Genomic DNA, 16532 nt, shown 5'->3' on the forward strand with positions numbered 1-16532 from the left:
GGATGGACAACTGAAGGGCGCGTCAGCGTTCGCAGGATTATTTGATGATTAAATATTCGCTGCCGGGGTGACGACTACCTCCTCGGCGGCCTGCTTGTCGGAAGGCTTCAGCGTGAACAGGTGCCAGATGGTGGTGAGTACGCCACCCAAAAAGACGAGCCCGACGCCGAAGGCGATCCTGAACCAGAGCATCATGGTCTGCTGGGCGGTGCTGTAGCCTATGTCGAGGAATCGCTCCAGGTAGGTCTGCAATATCCCGGCTATGCCGAAGACGAGCCCCAGCGTGAACATGGCGATGGTGGTGATCCAGAACCCCCACCGGCCGGCGGTGTCGTGGTACTTCGTGATCCCCTTCAGGCGCGGCATGGCGAAGTAGAAGATGGTCAGGTTCAACAGGGCATAAGCACCGAAAAAGGCGAGATGCCCGTGGGAGACGGTGATCTGGCTACCATGGGTGTAGCGGTTGACGGGTGGCAGGGTGTGCATGAATCCCCAGAGCCCGGCGCCGACCAGGTGGTAGATGGCAAGCCCCACGATGTAGTACCAGGTGAGCGGATTGACGATGGGGTTGCGGCGCTCCCGAACGTGCATCCAGGTGTCGACCACCATGAGCACGATGGGAAGCGGTTCCAGGGCGCTGAAGATGCCGCCCCACCAAAGCCAGTAGTCCGGAGCCCCGATCCAGTAGTAGTGATGGCCGGTCCCCACTATGCCGGTGAAGAGGAAAAGCCCGGTCTCGACGTAGAGCCATTTCTCCACTACCTGGCGCTCCACCCCGGTCACCCGCATGATGATGTACGCCATGATCGATGCGGTGACTATTTCCCAAGCCCCCTCCACCCAGAGATGGATCACCCACCACCAGTAGTAATAATCCGTGTTGAGGTTGCGGTAAAAAGGCATGCCGAAGAGGTACATGAGCGCCAGAAAGGTGACCCCGCCCAAAAGCATCCACTGCAGCGCGGTCTTCACCTTCGCCTTGATGATGGTCATGGCGACGTTGGCTATGAATAGGAGCGCCGCCACCACGATGAGGGCGTTCAGCGGGAAGGGGATCTCCAAAAGCGGCTTCCCGCGGGTCCAACCGAATAAAAAGCCGATCACGGCGGTGACCGCCGCTGCCACGAAGATGATCAACTGCAAGTAGGCGATCTTCGTGCTGTAAAGCTCGCGGTCGCACTCGGGCGGGAGTATGTAGTAGGTCCCCCCCATGAAGCCGAGCAGCATCCAGGCCACCAGGGTGTTGGTGTGGATTTCACGGGCGGTGCTGAAGGGAAAGACGTTGACCAGCTCCTGCGGCAGCGTGAAGGCGTAGTTGATGGAGAGCCAAAGCCCCATGATGACCTGCAGGATGAACAGCACCAGGGCCAGACGGAAGTACCAAAGCGAGACGCGCTGGCTCTCGAATTCGATCGTCTTCATTGGCTCACCTCCTTGTGGCTTTTAAGGCTCAGCAAGAAATCCGCGATGGTGCCGGCAGTCTGCAGGCTCACATCCTGCGGCGGCATGGTCACACCCGGCCGCACCGATTGCGGATTGATCATGTAATTGATGAGAGTCTGCCGGTCGTAGGTGATGCGGTTGGCAATCTCGGTGAGGTCTCCTCCCACGTTGCGCCCCTGGTGCTCGAAGGTATGGCAGCCGCCGCACGCCTGCAGTACCAGGTGTACTTTGTCCAGCTTCTGAGGCTGCGACTCCCTGAGCTTGTACGCCTCGACGAACTTCTCGTCCTGCGGCGGCCACTTTCGGTTATCTATTTCAGCCGTCCAGCGCAAGAAGGCGATAAGCTGCCTTGTTTCGGGCTCGGTTATCCCCAATTGCGGCATCTTCCTGAAGGAGTTCTTGTACATCACCTCCGGGTGCTGGACGATGGAGGCGATGTTGTTTTCGCCAAGCCGGTAGAAGGCCTTGGTCATGTCCGGGGCGTAATAGCCGCCGAAGCCCAGGATGGTGTGGCAGTCGTTGCAGTTGTACTTGTGCCAGACCTTTTTCCCGGCCACTACCTCTTCGCTAAGTTTGTCGGTGTGCGTGTACTTCGGGGTTTGCAGGTGAAAATCGTAGGTCATCCAGAGGAAGATGGCGGCTGAGATGAGGGTTCCCAGCCAGAAGATGAGACGAGCCGTTTTTCCGGTCATGCGCCCTCCTTGGTCCGTGTTGCCTAGTTAGTTGCCAAGCTCTAATGATTGCAGCAACAGAAGGATACACATGGGGGGGGTGATGTCAACCGGATCATGGCTTAAAGTGGCGGAAGCAAAGGCCGATTGTGGTATTTCATGCGACTCGGAAGACGGGGCGTGGGGCCGGTGCGGCTAATGATGAAGATTATTCCCGGTCACGGGAACGGGCACTGCATTTAATGGGGCAAAGGGAAACAGCTACGAGAGCGAGCCAGAGGGAGGCGACGGTAGCGACTACGAAAACCATGATTTTCTCCTTTTGTCCAGGATATGATGGCACCTTACCCCACCCCCTGACCCCCTCCCGCTGTATAGACTGGGGACATGGTTTACAAATGTTCGGGGACATAGTTAACACTTTTGCCAAGAATGACCTTTCCTCGGAGGAGGGAGACCATGCCTTGGCGACCGGTGGATACTATGACCCTGAGATTCGAGTTCGTTCATTTGGCGTTGCAGGAAGGCAGCAACATAGCCTTCCTTTGCAAACGCTTTAACATCAGCCGTCCGACCGGCTACAAATGGATTAGCAGGTTCCTTGAAACCGGCGTCGAAGGCCTAATTGACTTATCTCGCAAGCCACTGACCTGTCCACATAAGACGGTCACTGCGACCGAAGATGCTATTCTCAAGCTTCGCGAAGAACATCAGGCTTGGGGAGCACGTAAGCTACGTAAGCGTCTTGAAAAACTTGGGCATCAGGGGGTGCCTGTACCTTCGACCATAACAGCAATCTTGCGCCGCAACGGCTGCATTGATCCAGCTGAGTCAGATAAACATACTGCTTTCCAACGGTTCGAGCACCCATACCCAAACGACCTATGGCAGATGGATTTCAAGGGCAGTATTCCGATGAAGCATCATGGTCGCTGTCATCCGTTGACTGTTCTGGATGACCATTCCCGGTTTAGTGTGGTGCTTGTAGCCTGTGCCAATGAGCGAACAGAAACGGTTAAAGCTGCTTTGATTGAGGCATTCAGGCAATATGGATTGCCATATCGAATGACCATGGACAATGGCAGCCCATGGGGTAACGATCAATACAACGACCTTACGCCATTAACGGTCTGGCTTATCAGAAACGAGATACGGGTCAGCCACTCTCGCCCCTATCATCCTCAAACACAGGGTAAGGACGAGCGGTTTCACAGAACTCTGGTTGCAGAAGCAATCGCTGGAAGAGTCTTCGAAGACCTAGCTGACTGCCAGCTTAGATTCGACACCTTCAGGCATTGCTACAACTTGGAGCGCCCACACGAATCACTAGGTATGGAAACTCCGATGACGCGTTATAAGCCTAGCCGGCGGACTTACTCAGAAATACTGCCCGAGATTCAGTACGCCCCAGACGACGAGATCCGAAAGGTCCAGGCCGAGGGTAAGGTGTCATTCAAAGGCCGATGTGTGCGCCTCGCGAAGGCGCTCAGGGGGCAGCCGGTGGCATTTCGGCCAACCATACGCGATGGCGAATATGGCGTTTATTTCTGCAGCCAGAAAATCGCAGAAGTCGATCTCAAAGAACAAAAAGTGTAAACCATGTCCCCGAACAACTGTAAACCTTGACCCCGGTCCATACACCCGCAAGGGGAGGGGGGACCTTTACGGGCCTGGAGATGCGGGCAAGTGGAGCTTCATCTTGACTTACACCCTTGCCGCCTTGGGGAAGAGGATGTTGTTCTCCAAATGAACGTGCTTGTGCAGGTCGTCTTCGAATTCCTTCAGTTTCTCATAGGTCACCATGAAGGTATTGCAGACGTCCCCGGGTACGGTGTAGTCGTTGGCGAGCCGCCGTATCTCGTGCACCGCGGCTCCTACCTCGTCATGCTCGTGGCTCAGGTCTGCCAGGACTTCCTTCAGGCCGGCTACTTCCTGCGCATCGGCGCTGGTTCCTTTTGCCTTCAGCTCTGCAAGCCGCTTGATCGCCGGGAAGAGTTTTTCCTCCTCCTTTTGCAGGTGGAGCATCATGTCCTCCCCCACCTTGCGGAAAATGGCGGCGATCTCCACCGCTTCGGGATGGTTGGCGCCATGCACTTCGGCGATCTTCTGAGAGTAGGCCGCAATGGTCGGGATGCTTTCCTTCAGGTAGACATGGTGCGTGTTGACGATGTAGTCAGCCAGAAACGGGAGTTCCCACGCGTCGTAATTCTGGCTGCGATCCAGGGGGCGGGCCGCCGCCTCCTCCAGTTCGCGCCGCACGGCCTGCGGATCTACCCCTTTGTCGCGGCAGGCCGCGTCCAGAGGGACGTTCCCTCCGCAGCAGAAGTCGATACCATATTTTTCCAACACGCCGGCGGCGCGGTAATCCCTGGCCACGACGGCGCCAACGGTTTCCGAATCGGTTGCTTCGACAGGAATCTTTGCTGTTTTCTCCATGGTCGGTCTCCTTTGCACATCCGGAAATAGGTGCGCTTCATCTTGCAGCTCTGATAGTAACACCGACAGGGTTAAGAATGTATGATCCAGATCAAGAAAAGGCGTAATGCCGTTCAACGTTCGACGTTCAACGTTCGACGTTGAGACGCCATACCTGGATATGAGAAGGGGAAGATGCGGTGGGGGGGGAAGCAAGGCCGTTCAAGGTTCGACGTTCAAGGTTGAGACGCCGAATCTGGACGGGAGGTGGCAGCGGGAAGATGCCGGCTTTGGCTTTGCCGTAAGCCGCGCGGCGGCGCCAGCTATGCCGAGACGTATCCTGCCGGCCTTTTGTTGATGAAGTCGCCGATGGCGCGGTCTTCGGTGGAGATGTGCTGTATCAGCCACGAGGTTATGAAGCTGGTCATAGCGGTGACCAGCGCCTGGTTCAGGCCTTCCACCTTGAGGCGCTCTTTCAACTGGTTGATCTGGTCGATGAAAGCCTGGTGCTTCTGCCGGTGGGCCGGGAGTGCAGGATAACCTGCCTGCAGCATCAGTTTCTCTTCTTCATTGAAGTGCGTGACGGCATACGCTTCCAGAAACCAGAACATCTGCAGCGTTTGGTCGGTATTGCCGTCGGCGGCGTACGCGTTCAGGAAGCTGTTGAATTTGTCAAAGAGAAGCTTGTGCTGAATGTCTACCTCTAACACGCCGATGCTCAGGTTGTCCTGCCACCCTACCGCCATATTGCCTCCTGCTAATGTTCCAGTAAACAGCCCTACTCTTATAGCGCATGATCTTGTCGCTTATCAAGGTTTAATGTTGTGCTGATCTGGCCGCGAAGTAAGCGCGTCACAGCTCAAATGATTTGCATTGTCTGCGACGATCATGCTATTTCCCTGTCGTTGTTTATAAAGAGACAGTGGCGGAGGTAGGTTTTGGCAAAAAAGGGCAGGTCGGTAAACAGACGTAAACCTTCACCGGGGGGGGGGCGCAGGCCTTTGGTCGCGCTGATTGCGGTCGCCATCGTGATCGCCCTTGCCCTGTTCTTCTTGGAGAAGAGCCGCAAGGAGCCGGCACCGGCCGCGCCGGCAAAGGTCGAAGCGCCGGCGGTTACCTCTCCGCATCTCCCTCTACCCGAACATGCGAAGCCGGTGCAGCAAAACCTCTCCACCGCCCAGGCCCCGGCTCCCAAACCCCATGTCGCCGTTGTCCCGCGCGCGCATGGGCCCGGGCGCGTCGCCATAATCATCGACGACATGGGGAGCAGCATGCAGGAACTGCAGACGCTGCAATCCATAGGACTCCCCATCACCTATTCCATCATCCCGAGCCTTCCCCGCGCGCGTCAAGTGGCTGATTCCGCGCACGCGGCTGGCGCCGAGGTGATGGTGCACATGCCGATGGAGCCGGAGGGGTATCCGAAGCAGAAGATGGAAAGCATCGGGCTTTTGGTGACCATGGACGACGCCGAGATAGCGAAGCGGGTGAGCGATTACTTCAGCCGCGTGCCGCATGCCGTGGGGGCCAACAACCACATGGGGTCGCGCTTCACGCAGCATGCGGACAAGATGGAGGCGGCGCTTGGGGTCTTGAAGGAGAAGGGGGTGTTCTTCATCGACAGCAGGACTTCTCCCGCCTCGGTCGGCTACCAGACCGCCCGCGCCCTGGGGATAAAGGCGGGGACCCGGCAGGTGTTCCTGGACAACGTGCAGGATGAGGGGGCGATAGGAAAGCAGCTTTTAGAGGCCGCCGCCGTCGCCAGGAAAAGGGGCGGGGCGATAGCCATCTGCCACCCGCACCCCGCGACCCTGCGAGCTCTGAAGGCTTACCTGCCGGAGTTGGCCAAGACCGGCATCACCTTCGTCTACGCCTCCGCTTTAACCAGCTGAAAACCATCACGCAAAGCCGTCACGCAAAGCCGCAAAGGCGCAAAGAACGTCAAAACCCACGGGTGGGGTCTTGGCGTCTTTGCGCCTTTGCATGAGTGGCTTCCGGTTTTTAAAGCTGTTCCGAGATCCTCTTTTTCAGCTTCGCCATCTCGCGATAGTTCTCATCCACCAGGATGGAGGCGGGGTTTTCGCCGTTCACGGGGTGAACCATCAGGAAGGCGTCGCGCAACTCCCCTTGATATCCCACCAGGGTCCCGTCCAGTATCCCGGAGAAGCCGTCGCGCTGCGGCGCGCGCGCCAGCGGGTACTTCTTCTTCAACAGCTCGCTGCCGGTGAGGTCGAAGCGGTGGAAGTCGATGCTGCCCGGCTCGTTGGCATCGCCGGGGTTCAGCACGAACACGGACTCCAGCGCGGTCTGGTGAATCATCATCCGGGTCGGGTCGTCGGTGGGAAGTTCCCTGTCGATTTTGAAGATGGTGGAGATCAGGAAGCCGGTGAAGCAGTCCGCTTCCATGAAGCCGCTCGCGGCTCCGTCCGAGCTCTCGCAGTAGTAGGAAACCTGTGACCCCTGCTTCAGTTCCTTTCCGCAGACCATGCATTGGCTCTTAAGCCCGGAAAGCCTCCCGAAGTACTCTTCCTTCTTGCGCTTGTTCTCTTCGTTTTGCCACTTGTCGTACAAAAGAGCTCTCGGCTCCTCGGTCTGATAGTACTCGTTGAGGCAGGTCTGTCCCAGCGCGGTGAACTGGCCGTAGACGTCGGTGCCGCGCCCGTGGGTGAGGATCGGGTAGATCTTCCCTTCTGGGTTCGTGTTGAGGCTTTCGACCTTGGGACTCTTGGAGATGAACATGTCGAGGCAGCGGAAGCCGCGGTTGATGGCGAAGGCTTTGAGGAGCGTCTTCTGGTCCTTGAAGAGCCCCTCGAACTTGATGCGCTCGTCGATCAGGCAGGGGATGAGCGACAGGCTCTTGCGGTCCAGTCCCCTCTTGTCGAACAGCTCGAAGATGTTTCTGCAGTTGTCCATGCTCGCCATGTCCTTGATCGGGACCAGGACCCGGTCCGCGGCGTAGAGCGCGTTCTGGGTCATGACGTCTAGGTCCGGGCGGGTGTCGACGATGAGGATGCCGGGAATCTCCGACATGGCCAAAAGCCGCGCCAGCACCATCGGCCCCCTGAGCGACGCCTTGAGGCTCGGGAGCGAGGTGGAGGAAGGTATGTAGTTCACGCCGTACTGGCCTGTGTGCAGAAGGTCGACGCCTCTGGTCTCCAAGAGCAGGTCGGCGACGGAGCCGCGCACCTGCTGTCCCTTGATGGAGAACATCTTGTCGATGGTGAAGTGGTTGTCGAAGGAGAGGATGGAGACGGGAAGATTCTCGTCCAGCCCCTTCAGGAAGATCGCCAGGTTGGTCGCCAGCGTGGTCTTGCCCACGCCCCCTTTTTCAGAGGAAACGGTTATTACATAAGGGTAATTTTTCATGGCGCGCATACTAACATCGACACGGCGCGACGGTCAACCGGTTTGACACTGTCAGGGCGGCATGGTAGAACGGCGGACGTGACAGGCACAGTGCGACGGGCTTTGACAGTGTGGATTTAGTTTTATTGATCGAAACAGCGCTTCCTACTCTAACAGGGGCGCCCGATGTTCCCCCTTTGACAAGGGTCTTCCATGATTACCGGGGATAATAGTCTCCCCCTCCCGCAAGGGGAGGGGGGGACCAAGCAAGCCCCGGAATTCCCCGATGAACTTTCGGCAAAGGGGGAGGTTCACATCACAGCTTGATCAGATTTCCCGCAGTCCCGGAGGTTTCAGTGCAACTTTTCAAGGAGCGGCGGGTCCTCACCGTGAGCGCGCTCACGGCGCTGGTGCGCGGACTTTTGGAGGAGAATTTCGAGCAGGTCTGGGTCGAGGGGGAGATCTCCAATCTCGCCTGCCCCCAGTCGGGGCACTGCTACTTCACCTTGAAGGACGTCGGCGCCCAGATCCGCTGCGTCATGTTCCGCGGCGCCTTCCGCTCCCTCAAATTCACCCCCCGCGACGGCATGCGCATCCTCACCCGCGGCAGGCTCACCCTCTTCGAGCCGCGCGGCGAATACCAGCTGGTGGCCGACTACCTGGAGCCGCAGGGGATCGGCGGGCTGCAGATGGCCTTCATCCAGCTCAAGGAGAAGCTCGCCAAGGAGGGGCTTTTCTCGGAGCTGCACAAAAGGGAGATACCGAAGCTGCCGCGCCGCATCGGTGTGGTTACCTCGCCCACCGGCGCCGCCATCAGGGACATCCTCACCGTTTTAAACCGCCGCTTCACCAACGTGGAGCTGCTGATCTCGCCGGTCCGGGTGCAGGGGGATGGGGCGGCGCGTGAGATTGCCGACGCCATCGACGACCTGAACCGGGTGGGGAATCTCGACGTCATGATCGTCGGCCGTGGCGGTGGCTCTCTTGAAGACCTCTGGGCCTTCAACGAGGAGGTGGTGGCCCGCGCCATCCACCGCTCGAAGGTTCCGGTGATCTCGGCGGTGGGGCACGAGATCGACTTCACCATCGCGGATTTTGTCGCAGACTTACGGGCGGCGACGCCGTCGGCCGCGGCGGAGATCGTCGTCGCCAGCAAGAAGGAGCTGACCGCGGAGGTGGAGGCGCTCACCCACAGGCTCCATGTCTCGCAGCAGCGCCGCCTGGAGCGCTCGCGCGCCCTGGTCACCGCCTTGAGCCGCGCCATCACCGACCCGAGCCGGTTCCTAGGGCACCTGGCGCAGCGGGTCGACTCGCTCGACGCCCGGCTCACGCGCGAGGCGGGGCTCATCCTGGACGACGCTTCCGAGAGGATAGTGACTCTCACCGCGCGGCTGTCGCGGCAAACCCCGGCGCTCACGCTAAAGCGTTGGGAGGAGCGACTTGCCACGCTTTCGCTGCGCCTGGACCACGCCATGACCCGGCGCCTCGCCGTGGCCGCGGAAAGCATAGGGCTTGCCACCGGCACGCTGAACGCCGTTTCCCCCCTGGCCACCCTTTCCCGTGGCTACAGCATCACCAGGAAACTCCCCGCCCGTTCGGTGGTCACCAGCAGCCGCCAGTTGGCCCCCGGCGACCGCGTAGAAGTGAGCTTCGCCGCGGGTTCGGCGCTTTGTACCGTGGAGCAGGCGCACAAGGATAGTGATTCCTTGACGGCACCCCCACGATCAGTATAATAGGCGATCTCTTTTTAATAATTCCCGGCGCCTGCGGCGTTAATCTTCGCTAAAGGCACGGCTAGAGGGACGAGAGGGTTATTCATGGCAGTGGAGAAGTTCGAGACCGCGCTGAAAAAGCTAGAGGACGTGGTGAAGAAGCTTGAAGGTGGCGAGCTCTCCCTGGAGGAGTCCCTGAAGGCGTTCGAGGAGGGGGTGAAGTTTTCCGCCTTCTGCAGCAAAAAGCTGAACGAGGCCGAGCGGCGGGTGGAGACCCTCGTCAAGCAGCGCGACGGCAGCTTCGTCACCAAGCCATTCGAGGAAGAGGAATAGAGAGCCGCGGGACGCGGCCAACGTAACTTATCGAAAAGTGAGACATGATATGGATCTGAAGCAATATTTGAAGCAGAAGTGTGAGTTGGTCGACCAGGCGCTGGAGCGCTTTCTTCCCCATGGGAAGGAACTACCGGCGTCCCTGCACGGTTCCATGCGCTACTCGGTGTTTGCCGGAGGCAAAAGGGTGCGCCCGGTGCTCTTGCTGGCCGCCTGCGAGGCGGTGGGGGGGGAGCTTAACTCCGCCCTGCCGGCTGCCTGCGCCATGGAGATGATCCACACCTACTCCCTCATCCACGACGACCTCCCCGCCATGGACAACGACGACTTCCGCCGGGGGAACCCCACCAACCACAAGGTGTACGGCGAGGCGACCGCCATCTTAGCCGGCGACGCGCTCTTAACCGAGGCCTTCATCCTCCTCTCCTGCAACGGCGAAGGGATGGAGCCTGGGGCGCGCCTTCGGGTGATCCACGAGATAGCGCACGCTTCCGGCTCGCGCGGGATGGTTGGCGGGCAGATGGTCGACATGGAGAGCGAGGGAAAGCACGACATCGACATGGCTACCCTCTCCTACATCCATACCCACAAGACCGGTGCCCTGATCCGGGCTTCGGTGCGCGCCGGCGCCATCCTCGGCGGGGCGAACGAGGAGACCTTCGACGCCCTCACCCGTTACGCCGACGCCATCGGCCTCGCCTTCCAGATCGCGGACGACGTTCTCGACGTGGAGGGGACCACCGAGGAGTTGGGAAAGGACGCCGGGAGCGACCAGGCCCGCGGCAAGGCGACCTACCCGGCGCTCGTCGGGCTGGAGGCGTCCAAACGGCGCGCCGAAGAACTGGTGCAGATCGCCTTGAACGCGCTGGAGCCGTTCGACGAGCGGGCAGAACCTTTGCGGGCCATAGCTTCGTACATAGTGAAAAGGAAATCGTAGATGCCGTCCATCCTGGAAGGGATTAAAGAACCGGGGCAGTTGAAGGCGCTCTCGCTGAGCGAGCTGGAAACCCTTGCGGCCGAGCTCCGCGAGCGGATCATCGAGACCTGCGCCGCAAACGGCGGACACCTGGCGCCGAGCCTTGGCGTGGTCGAGCTCACCATCGCCCTGCACCGCGTTTTCGATTCCCCCAAGGACAAGATCGTCTGGGACGTCGGCCATCAGGCCTACGCCCACAAGCTTTTAACCGGCAGGAACGAGCGCTTCGGCACGCTGCGGACCCTCGGGGGGATCAGCGGCTTTCCCAAACGGGCCGAGTCCCCCCACGACTGCTTCGATGTCGGGCACTCCTCCACCTCCATTTCGGCCGGGGTGGGCTTCGCCGTGGCGCGCGACCTGAAGGGGGAGCGCAACAAGGTGCTGACCGTGATCGGGGACGGTTCCATGACCGGCGGCCTGGCGCTGGAGGGGCTGAACCACGCCGGCGAGCTGAACAAGGACCTGGTGGTGATCCTGAACGACAACGAGATGTCCATCTCGGAAAACGTCGGCGCCCTCTCCAATCTCCTCTCCCGCACCATAACCAGCGAATACGTGCACCGGGCCAAGAAGGACCTGGAGGCTTTCCTGGAGGGGCTCCCCATGTTCGGCAAGTCGGTCCTGAAGATAGCCAAGAGGGCCGAGGAGTCGCTTAAGACCCTCTTCACACCCGGCATGCTCTTCGAGGCCTTCGGCTTCGAGTACATAGGTCCCATCGACGGGCACGACATCGGCAAGCTCGTGGAGACCCTGGAGAACGTGAAGCGTTTCGACGACGCGGTGCTGATCCATGTCCTCACCAAGAAGGGGAAGGGTTACCCCGCCGCGGAGGCCAACCCGTCTCTTTTCCACGGCGTTGGGCCGTTCGACGTGCAGACCGGTAAGGTGCACAAGGGGAAAGGCGGCCCCGCCTCCTACACCGGGGTCTTCGGCGAGGCTCTTAAGAGGCTGGCCCAGGACAACGAGAAGATCGTCGCCATTACCGCCGCCATGCCGGACGGCACCGGGCTCACCCCGTTCGCCAAGGAATTCCCCGCGCGGTTCTTCGACGTGGGGATCGCCGAGCAGCACGCCGTCACTTTCGCGGCGGGGCTTGCCGCGGAAGGGTTCCGTCCGGTGGTGGCGCTTTATTCCTCGTTCCTGCAGCGCGGCTTCGACCAGCTCTGCCACGACGTCTGCCTGCAGGAACTCCCGGTCGTCTTCGCCATCGACCGCGCCGGCGTGGTCGGCAACGACGGCCCGACCCACCATGGCGTGTTCGACCTCTCCTATCTGCGGCAGCTCCCCGGGCTCACCGTTATGGCGCCCAAGGACGAGAACGAGCTGCAGCACATGTTCTTCACCGCCTTCTCGCTCGATGGCCCCTCGGCGGTGCGTTATCCGCGCGGCGGCGGCCTGGGCGTCCCCATGGACCAGATCCTGGAGCCGCTTCCGGTAGGGAAGGGGGAGTTGGTCCGGGAGGGGAAAGACGGCGCCATCCTGGCCGTGGGCACCATGGTGCACCCCGCCCAGCAGGCGGCGGCGGCGCTTGCCCTCGAAGGGTTGGACCTCGCCGTCATGAACGTCCGTTTCGTCAAACCCCTGGACCGCGACCTGATCCTCTCCCTCGCGGCTACCCGCTTCCTGGTCACCGCCGAAGAGAACGTGCTGCAGGGCGGTTTCGGCACCTCCATCCTGGAACTTTTGGAGGAGTGCGGCGTCACCGGCGTACGGGTGATCCGCCTGGGGTACCCCGACAGCTTCGTGGAGCAGGGGGAGCAGGCCGAGCTCAAGGCCGCCTACGGCCTCGACGCCGCCGGTATCGCCCGGAGCATCCGGGAGGCGAGGGGGCAGTCGCCGCAGGAGTTGGTCCTGGAACCGGCGGACCGGCCCGACGGCGCCGATCTGTCGTCCCGACCATGAAGAAGCTTTCCTTTCTCGCCTTTATCCTCATGCTGGCGTTCGCCGCCACGGCGGTCGCCGGGGATCCCGTCACCTATGCCGCCAAGGCCCGGCAGCTGATCGAGCGCGGCGAATACGAGCAGGCGCTGGACGAGCTGAAGCGGGCCTCCTCGCTCTTTCCCTACGAGCAGTCGCTCAAGGTCAACCTGGCCCTGACCTACACCGAGATCGCCAAGCGCGACATGAACGCGGGGCGCTACGCCAAGGCGGCGCGTAGCCTTTCCGAGGCGCGGGAGCTCTTGCCGGGAAACAGGGAGCTCACGCTCATGCGCGGCGTGGCCCTCTACCTGGACAAGGATTACCTGACGGCGGCAAGCGAGTTCAAGGAAGCAGGCGAGGGCGTCGATCCGCTCATCTACCTGGGGAAGATCGGCTACGACACCGGCGACCTGCAGGGGGCGCTTTCCTATTGGCGCCGCGCCCGAGAAATGGAGCCTGACAACAAGATGCTGGCTACCCTCATCGCCAAGGCGGAGCGGGAACTACCGGTGGAGTCCCGCATGGACAAGGGGTTCAGCTCCATGTTTGACCTGAGCTTCGATGCGGAGCTCCCTCCGGGGCTCTCAAGAGAGGTGCTGGACGCCCTGGAGAGCGCCTACAATTCGGTGGGCGCCGATCTCGGGCTTTTCCCGACCGCGCGCATCCCGGTGCTCCTCTACACCAAGCGCGACTACGGCAGCGTGACCGCCGGCCCCGACTGGTCCGGAGGGCTCTACGACGGCAAGATCCGGCTCCCGATAGGGGGGATCACAAGGATCACCCCGCAACTGCGCGCCGTCATCTTCCACGAATTCACCCACGTGCTGATCGCGGAGATCACCCACGGCAACGTCCCCACCTGGCTCAACGAGGGGCTGGCGGAGATCGAGGGGCGCAAGGAGTTCGTCCACCCCGGCCGCAACCCGAACCTGGTCGACGCCTCGCATCAGTTGCCCCTGGTCACCCTCTCCGGCTCCTTCACCTCCATGGACGGTCAGCAGGCGGGCCTCGCCTACCAGCAGAGCTATTCCATGGCCCAGTTCATGGTGAACCGCTACGGGTGGTATGCCGTTCAGAACGTGCTCAAGAACCTGGGGGAGCGGGTCACCATGGAGAAGGCGGTGGCCAAGGCCCTTTCCGACTGGTCGCTCGACCTGCCGGGGTTGCTGCGCGAGTGGCAGCAAGCGCTGCCTGCGTCGGCCGGCAAGGCTCAGTGAGCCGTTGTTGTGAGTATCAGCGTGAACGGTTATAGTGTTAGCAGGACCGCGAGATCGATTCGATCTGACAGATCTCCCGGAAGACAGGAGCTTTTGTGATTTACGGCACGGGCGTTGACATAGTTGAGATCGCGAGGTTCGAGAAGTTCCTGCAGCAGGGGAACGATGCCCTCTTCGACAGGATCTTCACACCCTCCGAGATAGAGTACTGCTCCGCTAAGAAACATAGCGCGCAGCACTACGCGCTCCGCTTCGCGGCCAAGGAGTCCTTCCTGAAGGCGCTGGGGACCGGCCTGCGCGACGGCATCTCCTGGAAGGACATGGAAGTGGTCAACGACCAGCTGGGCAAGCCGGAGCTCAGGCTTTACCGGCGCGCCGAGGAGCTGTTCCGGCAGGCGGGGCTTTGCTCCTGTTTCCTGTCGCTGTCGCACGACGCGGGATGCGCCGTCGCCATGGTGGTACTGGAGCGCTAGATGAAGGTGGTCACGGGACAGGTGATGCAGTCGATCGACAAAAGGGCCATCGGGGAGTTCGGGATCCCGGGGCTTGCGCTCATGGAGCGCGCCGGCACCGCGTGCGCCGACGCCATCTCCGAGCGCTTCGGAGACGGCGTCGGGAAAAAGGCGGTCATCGTCGCCGGCAAAGGGAACAACGGCGGCGACGGTTTCGTCATCTCCAGGATCCTCTCGCAGAGGGGGTGGGAGGCGCCGGTGCTGCTACTTGCCTCGCCGGAAGCCGTGACCGGGGACGCCGCCGCCAACCTTAAGCGCCTTGACCCAGGCGTGGTTACTACGCTCCCCCATGGGCTTTCCGGGCAGGAGCATCTCCTCAAAAGCGCCTCCGTCGTCGTCGACGCGCTCCTTGGCACCGGCATCAACAGCGAGGTGGGGGGGATCTACGGGGAGGCCATCGACATCGTCAACGCCTGCGGGGTCCCGGTGGTCGCGGTGGACCTCCCCTCCGGGATCGACGCCGGCAACGGCCAGGTGCTGGGGCGGGCGGTGCGCGCCGAATTAACGGTGAGCTTCGCCCTGGCGAAGCTTGGGAACGTGCTTTACCCGGGAGCGGAGTTCGGCGGGCGTCTGGCAGTGGCGGATATCGGCATGCCGCAGGCTGTAGTCGACGAGGCGCCCGGTTGCGAGTTCGTGGACGAAGAGAGCGCGCGGGGGATGATCCGCAAAAGGAGCGTCCTCGCCCACAAGGGGAGCAACGGGCATTGCCTCATCATCGCCGGGAGCGCCGGGAAGACCGGTGCCGCGGCCATGGCCGCCCAAAGCGCCTTGAGGAGCGGGGCGGGGTTGGTGAGCCTCGCGATTCCCGCGGCGCTAAACCCCGTGCTGGAATCGAAGACGACCGAGGCGATGACCATTGCCGTCGGGCGGGAGGATAAGGGGTACTTCCTGGCGGGGGCGCTCGATGAACTCTTATCCGTCGCCAAGGGGAAGGATGCGGTGGCGCTCGGCCCGGGGCTTGGGACCGCCCACTCCACGGTTTATCTGGTGCACTCGCTCCTCGCCCTCCTGGAGGCGCCGCTTGTCATCGACGCCGACGGGCTGAACGCGGTGGCGGCGGCACCTGAGCTTCTCTTGCAAAGGAGGGGGAGGGTGACGCTTTTGACGCCGCACCCCGGGGAGATGGCCAGGCTTTCCGGGCTCTCGATCCCGCAGGTCGAGGCGGACCGCATCGGCTGCGCCCGCGACTTCGCCGCGCGCTTCCAGGTCTACCTCGTCCTCAAGGGGGCCCGCAGCATCGTGGCGGCGCCCGACGGCGGCGTCAGTATCAACGGCAGCGGCAACCCGGGCATGGCGACCGGGGGGATGGGGGACGTCCTGACCGGCGTCATCGCCGCCCTTTTGGGCCAGGGGTACCACCCCTTTGCCGCCGCCCGCTTAGGGACTTTCCTCCACGGCTACGCGGCGGACTGCCTGGTTGAGGAAATGGGTACGCGCGGCATGGTCGCAACCGACGTGCAGGAGGCCCTCCCCAGGGCGCTGCAGCGGCTTATGGCCGCAACATGATGCACTGAACTGCAATAAAAGGGAGAACCACCATGCTCAAAGCAAAAGACATAATGACCAAAGAGGTCATCACCGTGCGCCGCGACACCACCGTCAGGGACCTGGCCCAGCTTTTCGCCCAGCACCGCATCTCCACCGTACCGGTGGTCGATGAAGGGGGGCTCCTGGTCGGCATCGTCTCGGAGAGCGACCTGATCGAGCAGGACAAGAACCTGCACATCCCCACCGTGGTCTCCATCTTCGACTGGGTCATCTACCTGGAAAGCGACAAGCGTTTCGAGAAGGAACTGCAGAAGATGACGGCGCAGACCGTCGGGGAGATCTATGCCGAAGAGGTCTTCAGCGTGGGGCCCGAGTCGCCGGTCTCGGAGGTCGCCGACATCATGACCAGCAAACGGATTCAGGCGGTGCCGGTCGTGGAGGGACGGCGCGTGGTCGGCATCATCGGCCGCATCGACATGGTGAAGACCATGATCGGGTAG

General features: G+C 61.4%; 15 protein-coding genes. 10 read left to right on the forward strand and 5 right to left on the reverse strand.

Annotated features, from left to right (window positions below; genetic code table 11):
• Positions 1-48: 48 nt before the first annotated feature.
• Both GBEM_RS06265 and GBEM_RS06270 read right to left on the reverse strand, forming a co-directional pair.
• Positions 49-1422: a cbb3-type cytochrome c oxidase subunit I gene (locus tag GBEM_RS06265; protein WP_012529680.1), complete on the reverse strand. Its 1374-nt coding sequence runs from the start codon at positions 1420-1422 to the stop codon at positions 49-51.
• The gene (locus GBEM_RS06270) at positions 1419-2135 is read right to left on the reverse strand and encodes a c-type cytochrome (protein WP_012529681.1); all 717 of its coding nucleotides are present in this window, start codon (positions 2133-2135) and stop codon (positions 1419-1421) included. Before GBEM_RS06270 ends, GBEM_RS06265 begins: the two co-directional genes overlap by 4 nt.
• A 438-nt stretch (positions 2136-2573) precedes the next feature.
• On the opposite strand from GBEM_RS06270, the gene GBEM_RS06275 reads away from it, so the two are divergent.
• Positions 2574-3710, forward strand: a complete 1137-nt coding sequence (locus GBEM_RS06275; protein ID WP_012528777.1) for an IS481-like element ISGebe1 family transposase — start codon at positions 2574-2576, stop codon at positions 3708-3710.
• Positions 3711-3818: 108 nt separating this feature from the next.
• Here the strand turns inward: GBEM_RS06275 and ric are convergent, their stop codons facing one another.
• Both ric and GBEM_RS06285 read right to left on the reverse strand, forming a co-directional pair.
• Positions 3819-4550: an iron-sulfur cluster repair di-iron protein gene (gene ric, locus GBEM_RS06280; RefSeq protein ID WP_012529682.1), complete on the reverse strand. Its 732-nt coding sequence runs from the start codon at positions 4548-4550 to the stop codon at positions 3819-3821.
• 302 nt (positions 4551-4852) lie between these two features.
• Positions 4853-5275, reverse strand: a complete 423-nt coding sequence (locus tag GBEM_RS06285) for a bacteriohemerythrin (protein ID WP_012529683.1) — start codon at positions 5273-5275, stop codon at positions 4853-4855.
• 192 nt (positions 5276-5467) lie between these two features.
• On the opposite strand from GBEM_RS06285, the gene GBEM_RS06290 reads away from it, so the two are divergent.
• Positions 5468-6421: a divergent polysaccharide deacetylase family protein gene (locus GBEM_RS06290; protein WP_012529684.1), complete on the forward strand. Its 954-nt coding sequence runs from the start codon at positions 5468-5470 to the stop codon at positions 6419-6421.
• A gap of 109 nt (positions 6422-6530) precedes the next feature.
• On the opposite strand, the gene GBEM_RS06295 is transcribed toward GBEM_RS06290, so the two are convergent.
• A complete protein-coding gene (locus GBEM_RS06295) occupies positions 6531-7904 on the reverse strand; it encodes a ParA family protein (RefSeq protein WP_012529685.1) in 1374 nt (457 codons plus the stop codon).
• Positions 7905-8230: 326 nt separating this feature from the next.
• On the opposite strand from GBEM_RS06295, the gene xseA reads away from it, so the two are divergent.
• The 8 genes from xseA (at position 8231) to GBEM_RS06335 (ending at position 16532) form a co-directional block, all read left to right on the forward strand.
• Complete coding sequence (gene xseA / locus GBEM_RS06300; RefSeq protein WP_012529686.1) at positions 8231-9607, forward strand: exodeoxyribonuclease VII large subunit; 1377 nt, start codon at positions 8231-8233, stop codon at positions 9605-9607.
• 84 nt (positions 9608-9691) lie between these two features.
• The gene (locus GBEM_RS06305) at positions 9692-9919 is read left to right on the forward strand and encodes an exodeoxyribonuclease VII small subunit (protein WP_012529687.1); all 228 of its coding nucleotides are present in this window, start codon (positions 9692-9694) and stop codon (positions 9917-9919) included.
• A 49-nt stretch (positions 9920-9968) separates the two neighbouring features.
• Entirely contained in the window at positions 9969-10856 is an 888-nt protein-coding gene (locus GBEM_RS06310; RefSeq protein WP_012529688.1) for a polyprenyl synthetase family protein, read from the forward strand.
• Complete coding sequence (gene dxs / locus GBEM_RS06315) at positions 10857-12797, forward strand: 1-deoxy-D-xylulose-5-phosphate synthase (RefSeq protein WP_012529689.1); 1941 nt, start codon at positions 10857-10859, stop codon at positions 12795-12797.
• The gene (locus GBEM_RS06320; protein ID WP_012529690.1) at positions 12794-14032 is read left to right on the forward strand and encodes a peptidase MA family metallohydrolase; all 1239 of its coding nucleotides are present in this window, start codon (positions 12794-12796) and stop codon (positions 14030-14032) included. The genes dxs and GBEM_RS06320 overlap by 4 nt, the downstream gene beginning before the upstream one ends.
• A 95-nt stretch (positions 14033-14127) precedes the next feature.
• On the forward strand, positions 14128-14505 hold the full coding sequence (locus tag GBEM_RS06325) for a holo-[acyl-carrier-protein] synthase (RefSeq protein ID WP_012529691.1): 378 nt from the start codon (positions 14128-14130) through the stop codon (positions 14503-14505).
• Entirely contained in the window at positions 14506-16050 is a 1545-nt protein-coding gene (locus GBEM_RS06330) for a bifunctional ADP-dependent NAD(P)H-hydrate dehydratase/NAD(P)H-hydrate epimerase (RefSeq protein ID WP_012529692.1), read from the forward strand.
• A 32-nt stretch (positions 16051-16082) separates the two neighbouring features.
• On the forward strand, positions 16083-16532 hold the full coding sequence (locus GBEM_RS06335; RefSeq protein ID WP_012529693.1) for a CBS domain-containing protein: 450 nt from the start codon (positions 16083-16085) through the stop codon (positions 16530-16532).

Source organism: Citrifermentans bemidjiense Bem (assembly GCF_000020725.1).
GTDB lineage: Bacteria > Desulfobacterota > Desulfuromonadia > Geobacterales > Geobacteraceae > Geomonas > Geomonas bemidjiensis.

What these genes read in the sequence shown, in the direction of transcription:
- GBEM_RS06285 (WP_012529683.1), bottom strand. Translation starts at nt 5,275, where the DNA reads ATGGCGGTAGGGTGGCAGGACAACCTGAGCATCGGCGTGTTAGAGGTA.
- GBEM_RS06330 (WP_012529692.1), top strand. Translation starts at nt 14,506, where the DNA reads ATGAAGGTGGTCACGGGACAGGTGATGCAGTCGATCGACAAAAGGGCC.
- GBEM_RS06295 (WP_012529685.1), bottom strand. Translation starts at nt 7,904, where the DNA reads ATGCGCGCCATGAAAAATTACCCTTATGTAATAACCGTTTCCTCTGAA.
- ric (WP_012529682.1), bottom strand. Translation starts at nt 4,550, where the DNA reads ATGGAGAAAACAGCAAAGATTCCTGTCGAAGCAACCGATTCGGAAACC.
- GBEM_RS06270 (WP_012529681.1), bottom strand. Translation starts at nt 2,135, where the DNA reads ATGACCGGAAAAACGGCTCGTCTCATCTTCTGGCTGGGAACCCTCATC.
- GBEM_RS06335 (WP_012529693.1), top strand. Translation starts at nt 16,083, where the DNA reads ATGCTCAAAGCAAAAGACATAATGACCAAAGAGGTCATCACCGTGCGC.
- dxs (WP_012529689.1), top strand. Translation starts at nt 10,857, where the DNA reads ATGCCGTCCATCCTGGAAGGGATTAAAGAACCGGGGCAGTTGAAGGCG.
- GBEM_RS06275 (WP_012528777.1), top strand. Translation starts at nt 2,574, where the DNA reads ATGCCTTGGCGACCGGTGGATACTATGACCCTGAGATTCGAGTTCGTT.
- GBEM_RS06310 (WP_012529688.1), top strand. Translation starts at nt 9,969, where the DNA reads ATGGATCTGAAGCAATATTTGAAGCAGAAGTGTGAGTTGGTCGACCAG.
- GBEM_RS06320 (WP_012529690.1), top strand. Translation starts at nt 12,794, where the DNA reads ATGAAGAAGCTTTCCTTTCTCGCCTTTATCCTCATGCTGGCGTTCGCC.
- GBEM_RS06305 (WP_012529687.1), top strand. Translation starts at nt 9,692, where the DNA reads ATGGCAGTGGAGAAGTTCGAGACCGCGCTGAAAAAGCTAGAGGACGTG.
- GBEM_RS06265 (WP_012529680.1), bottom strand. Translation starts at nt 1,422, where the DNA reads ATGAAGACGATCGAATTCGAGAGCCAGCGCGTCTCGCTTTGGTACTTC.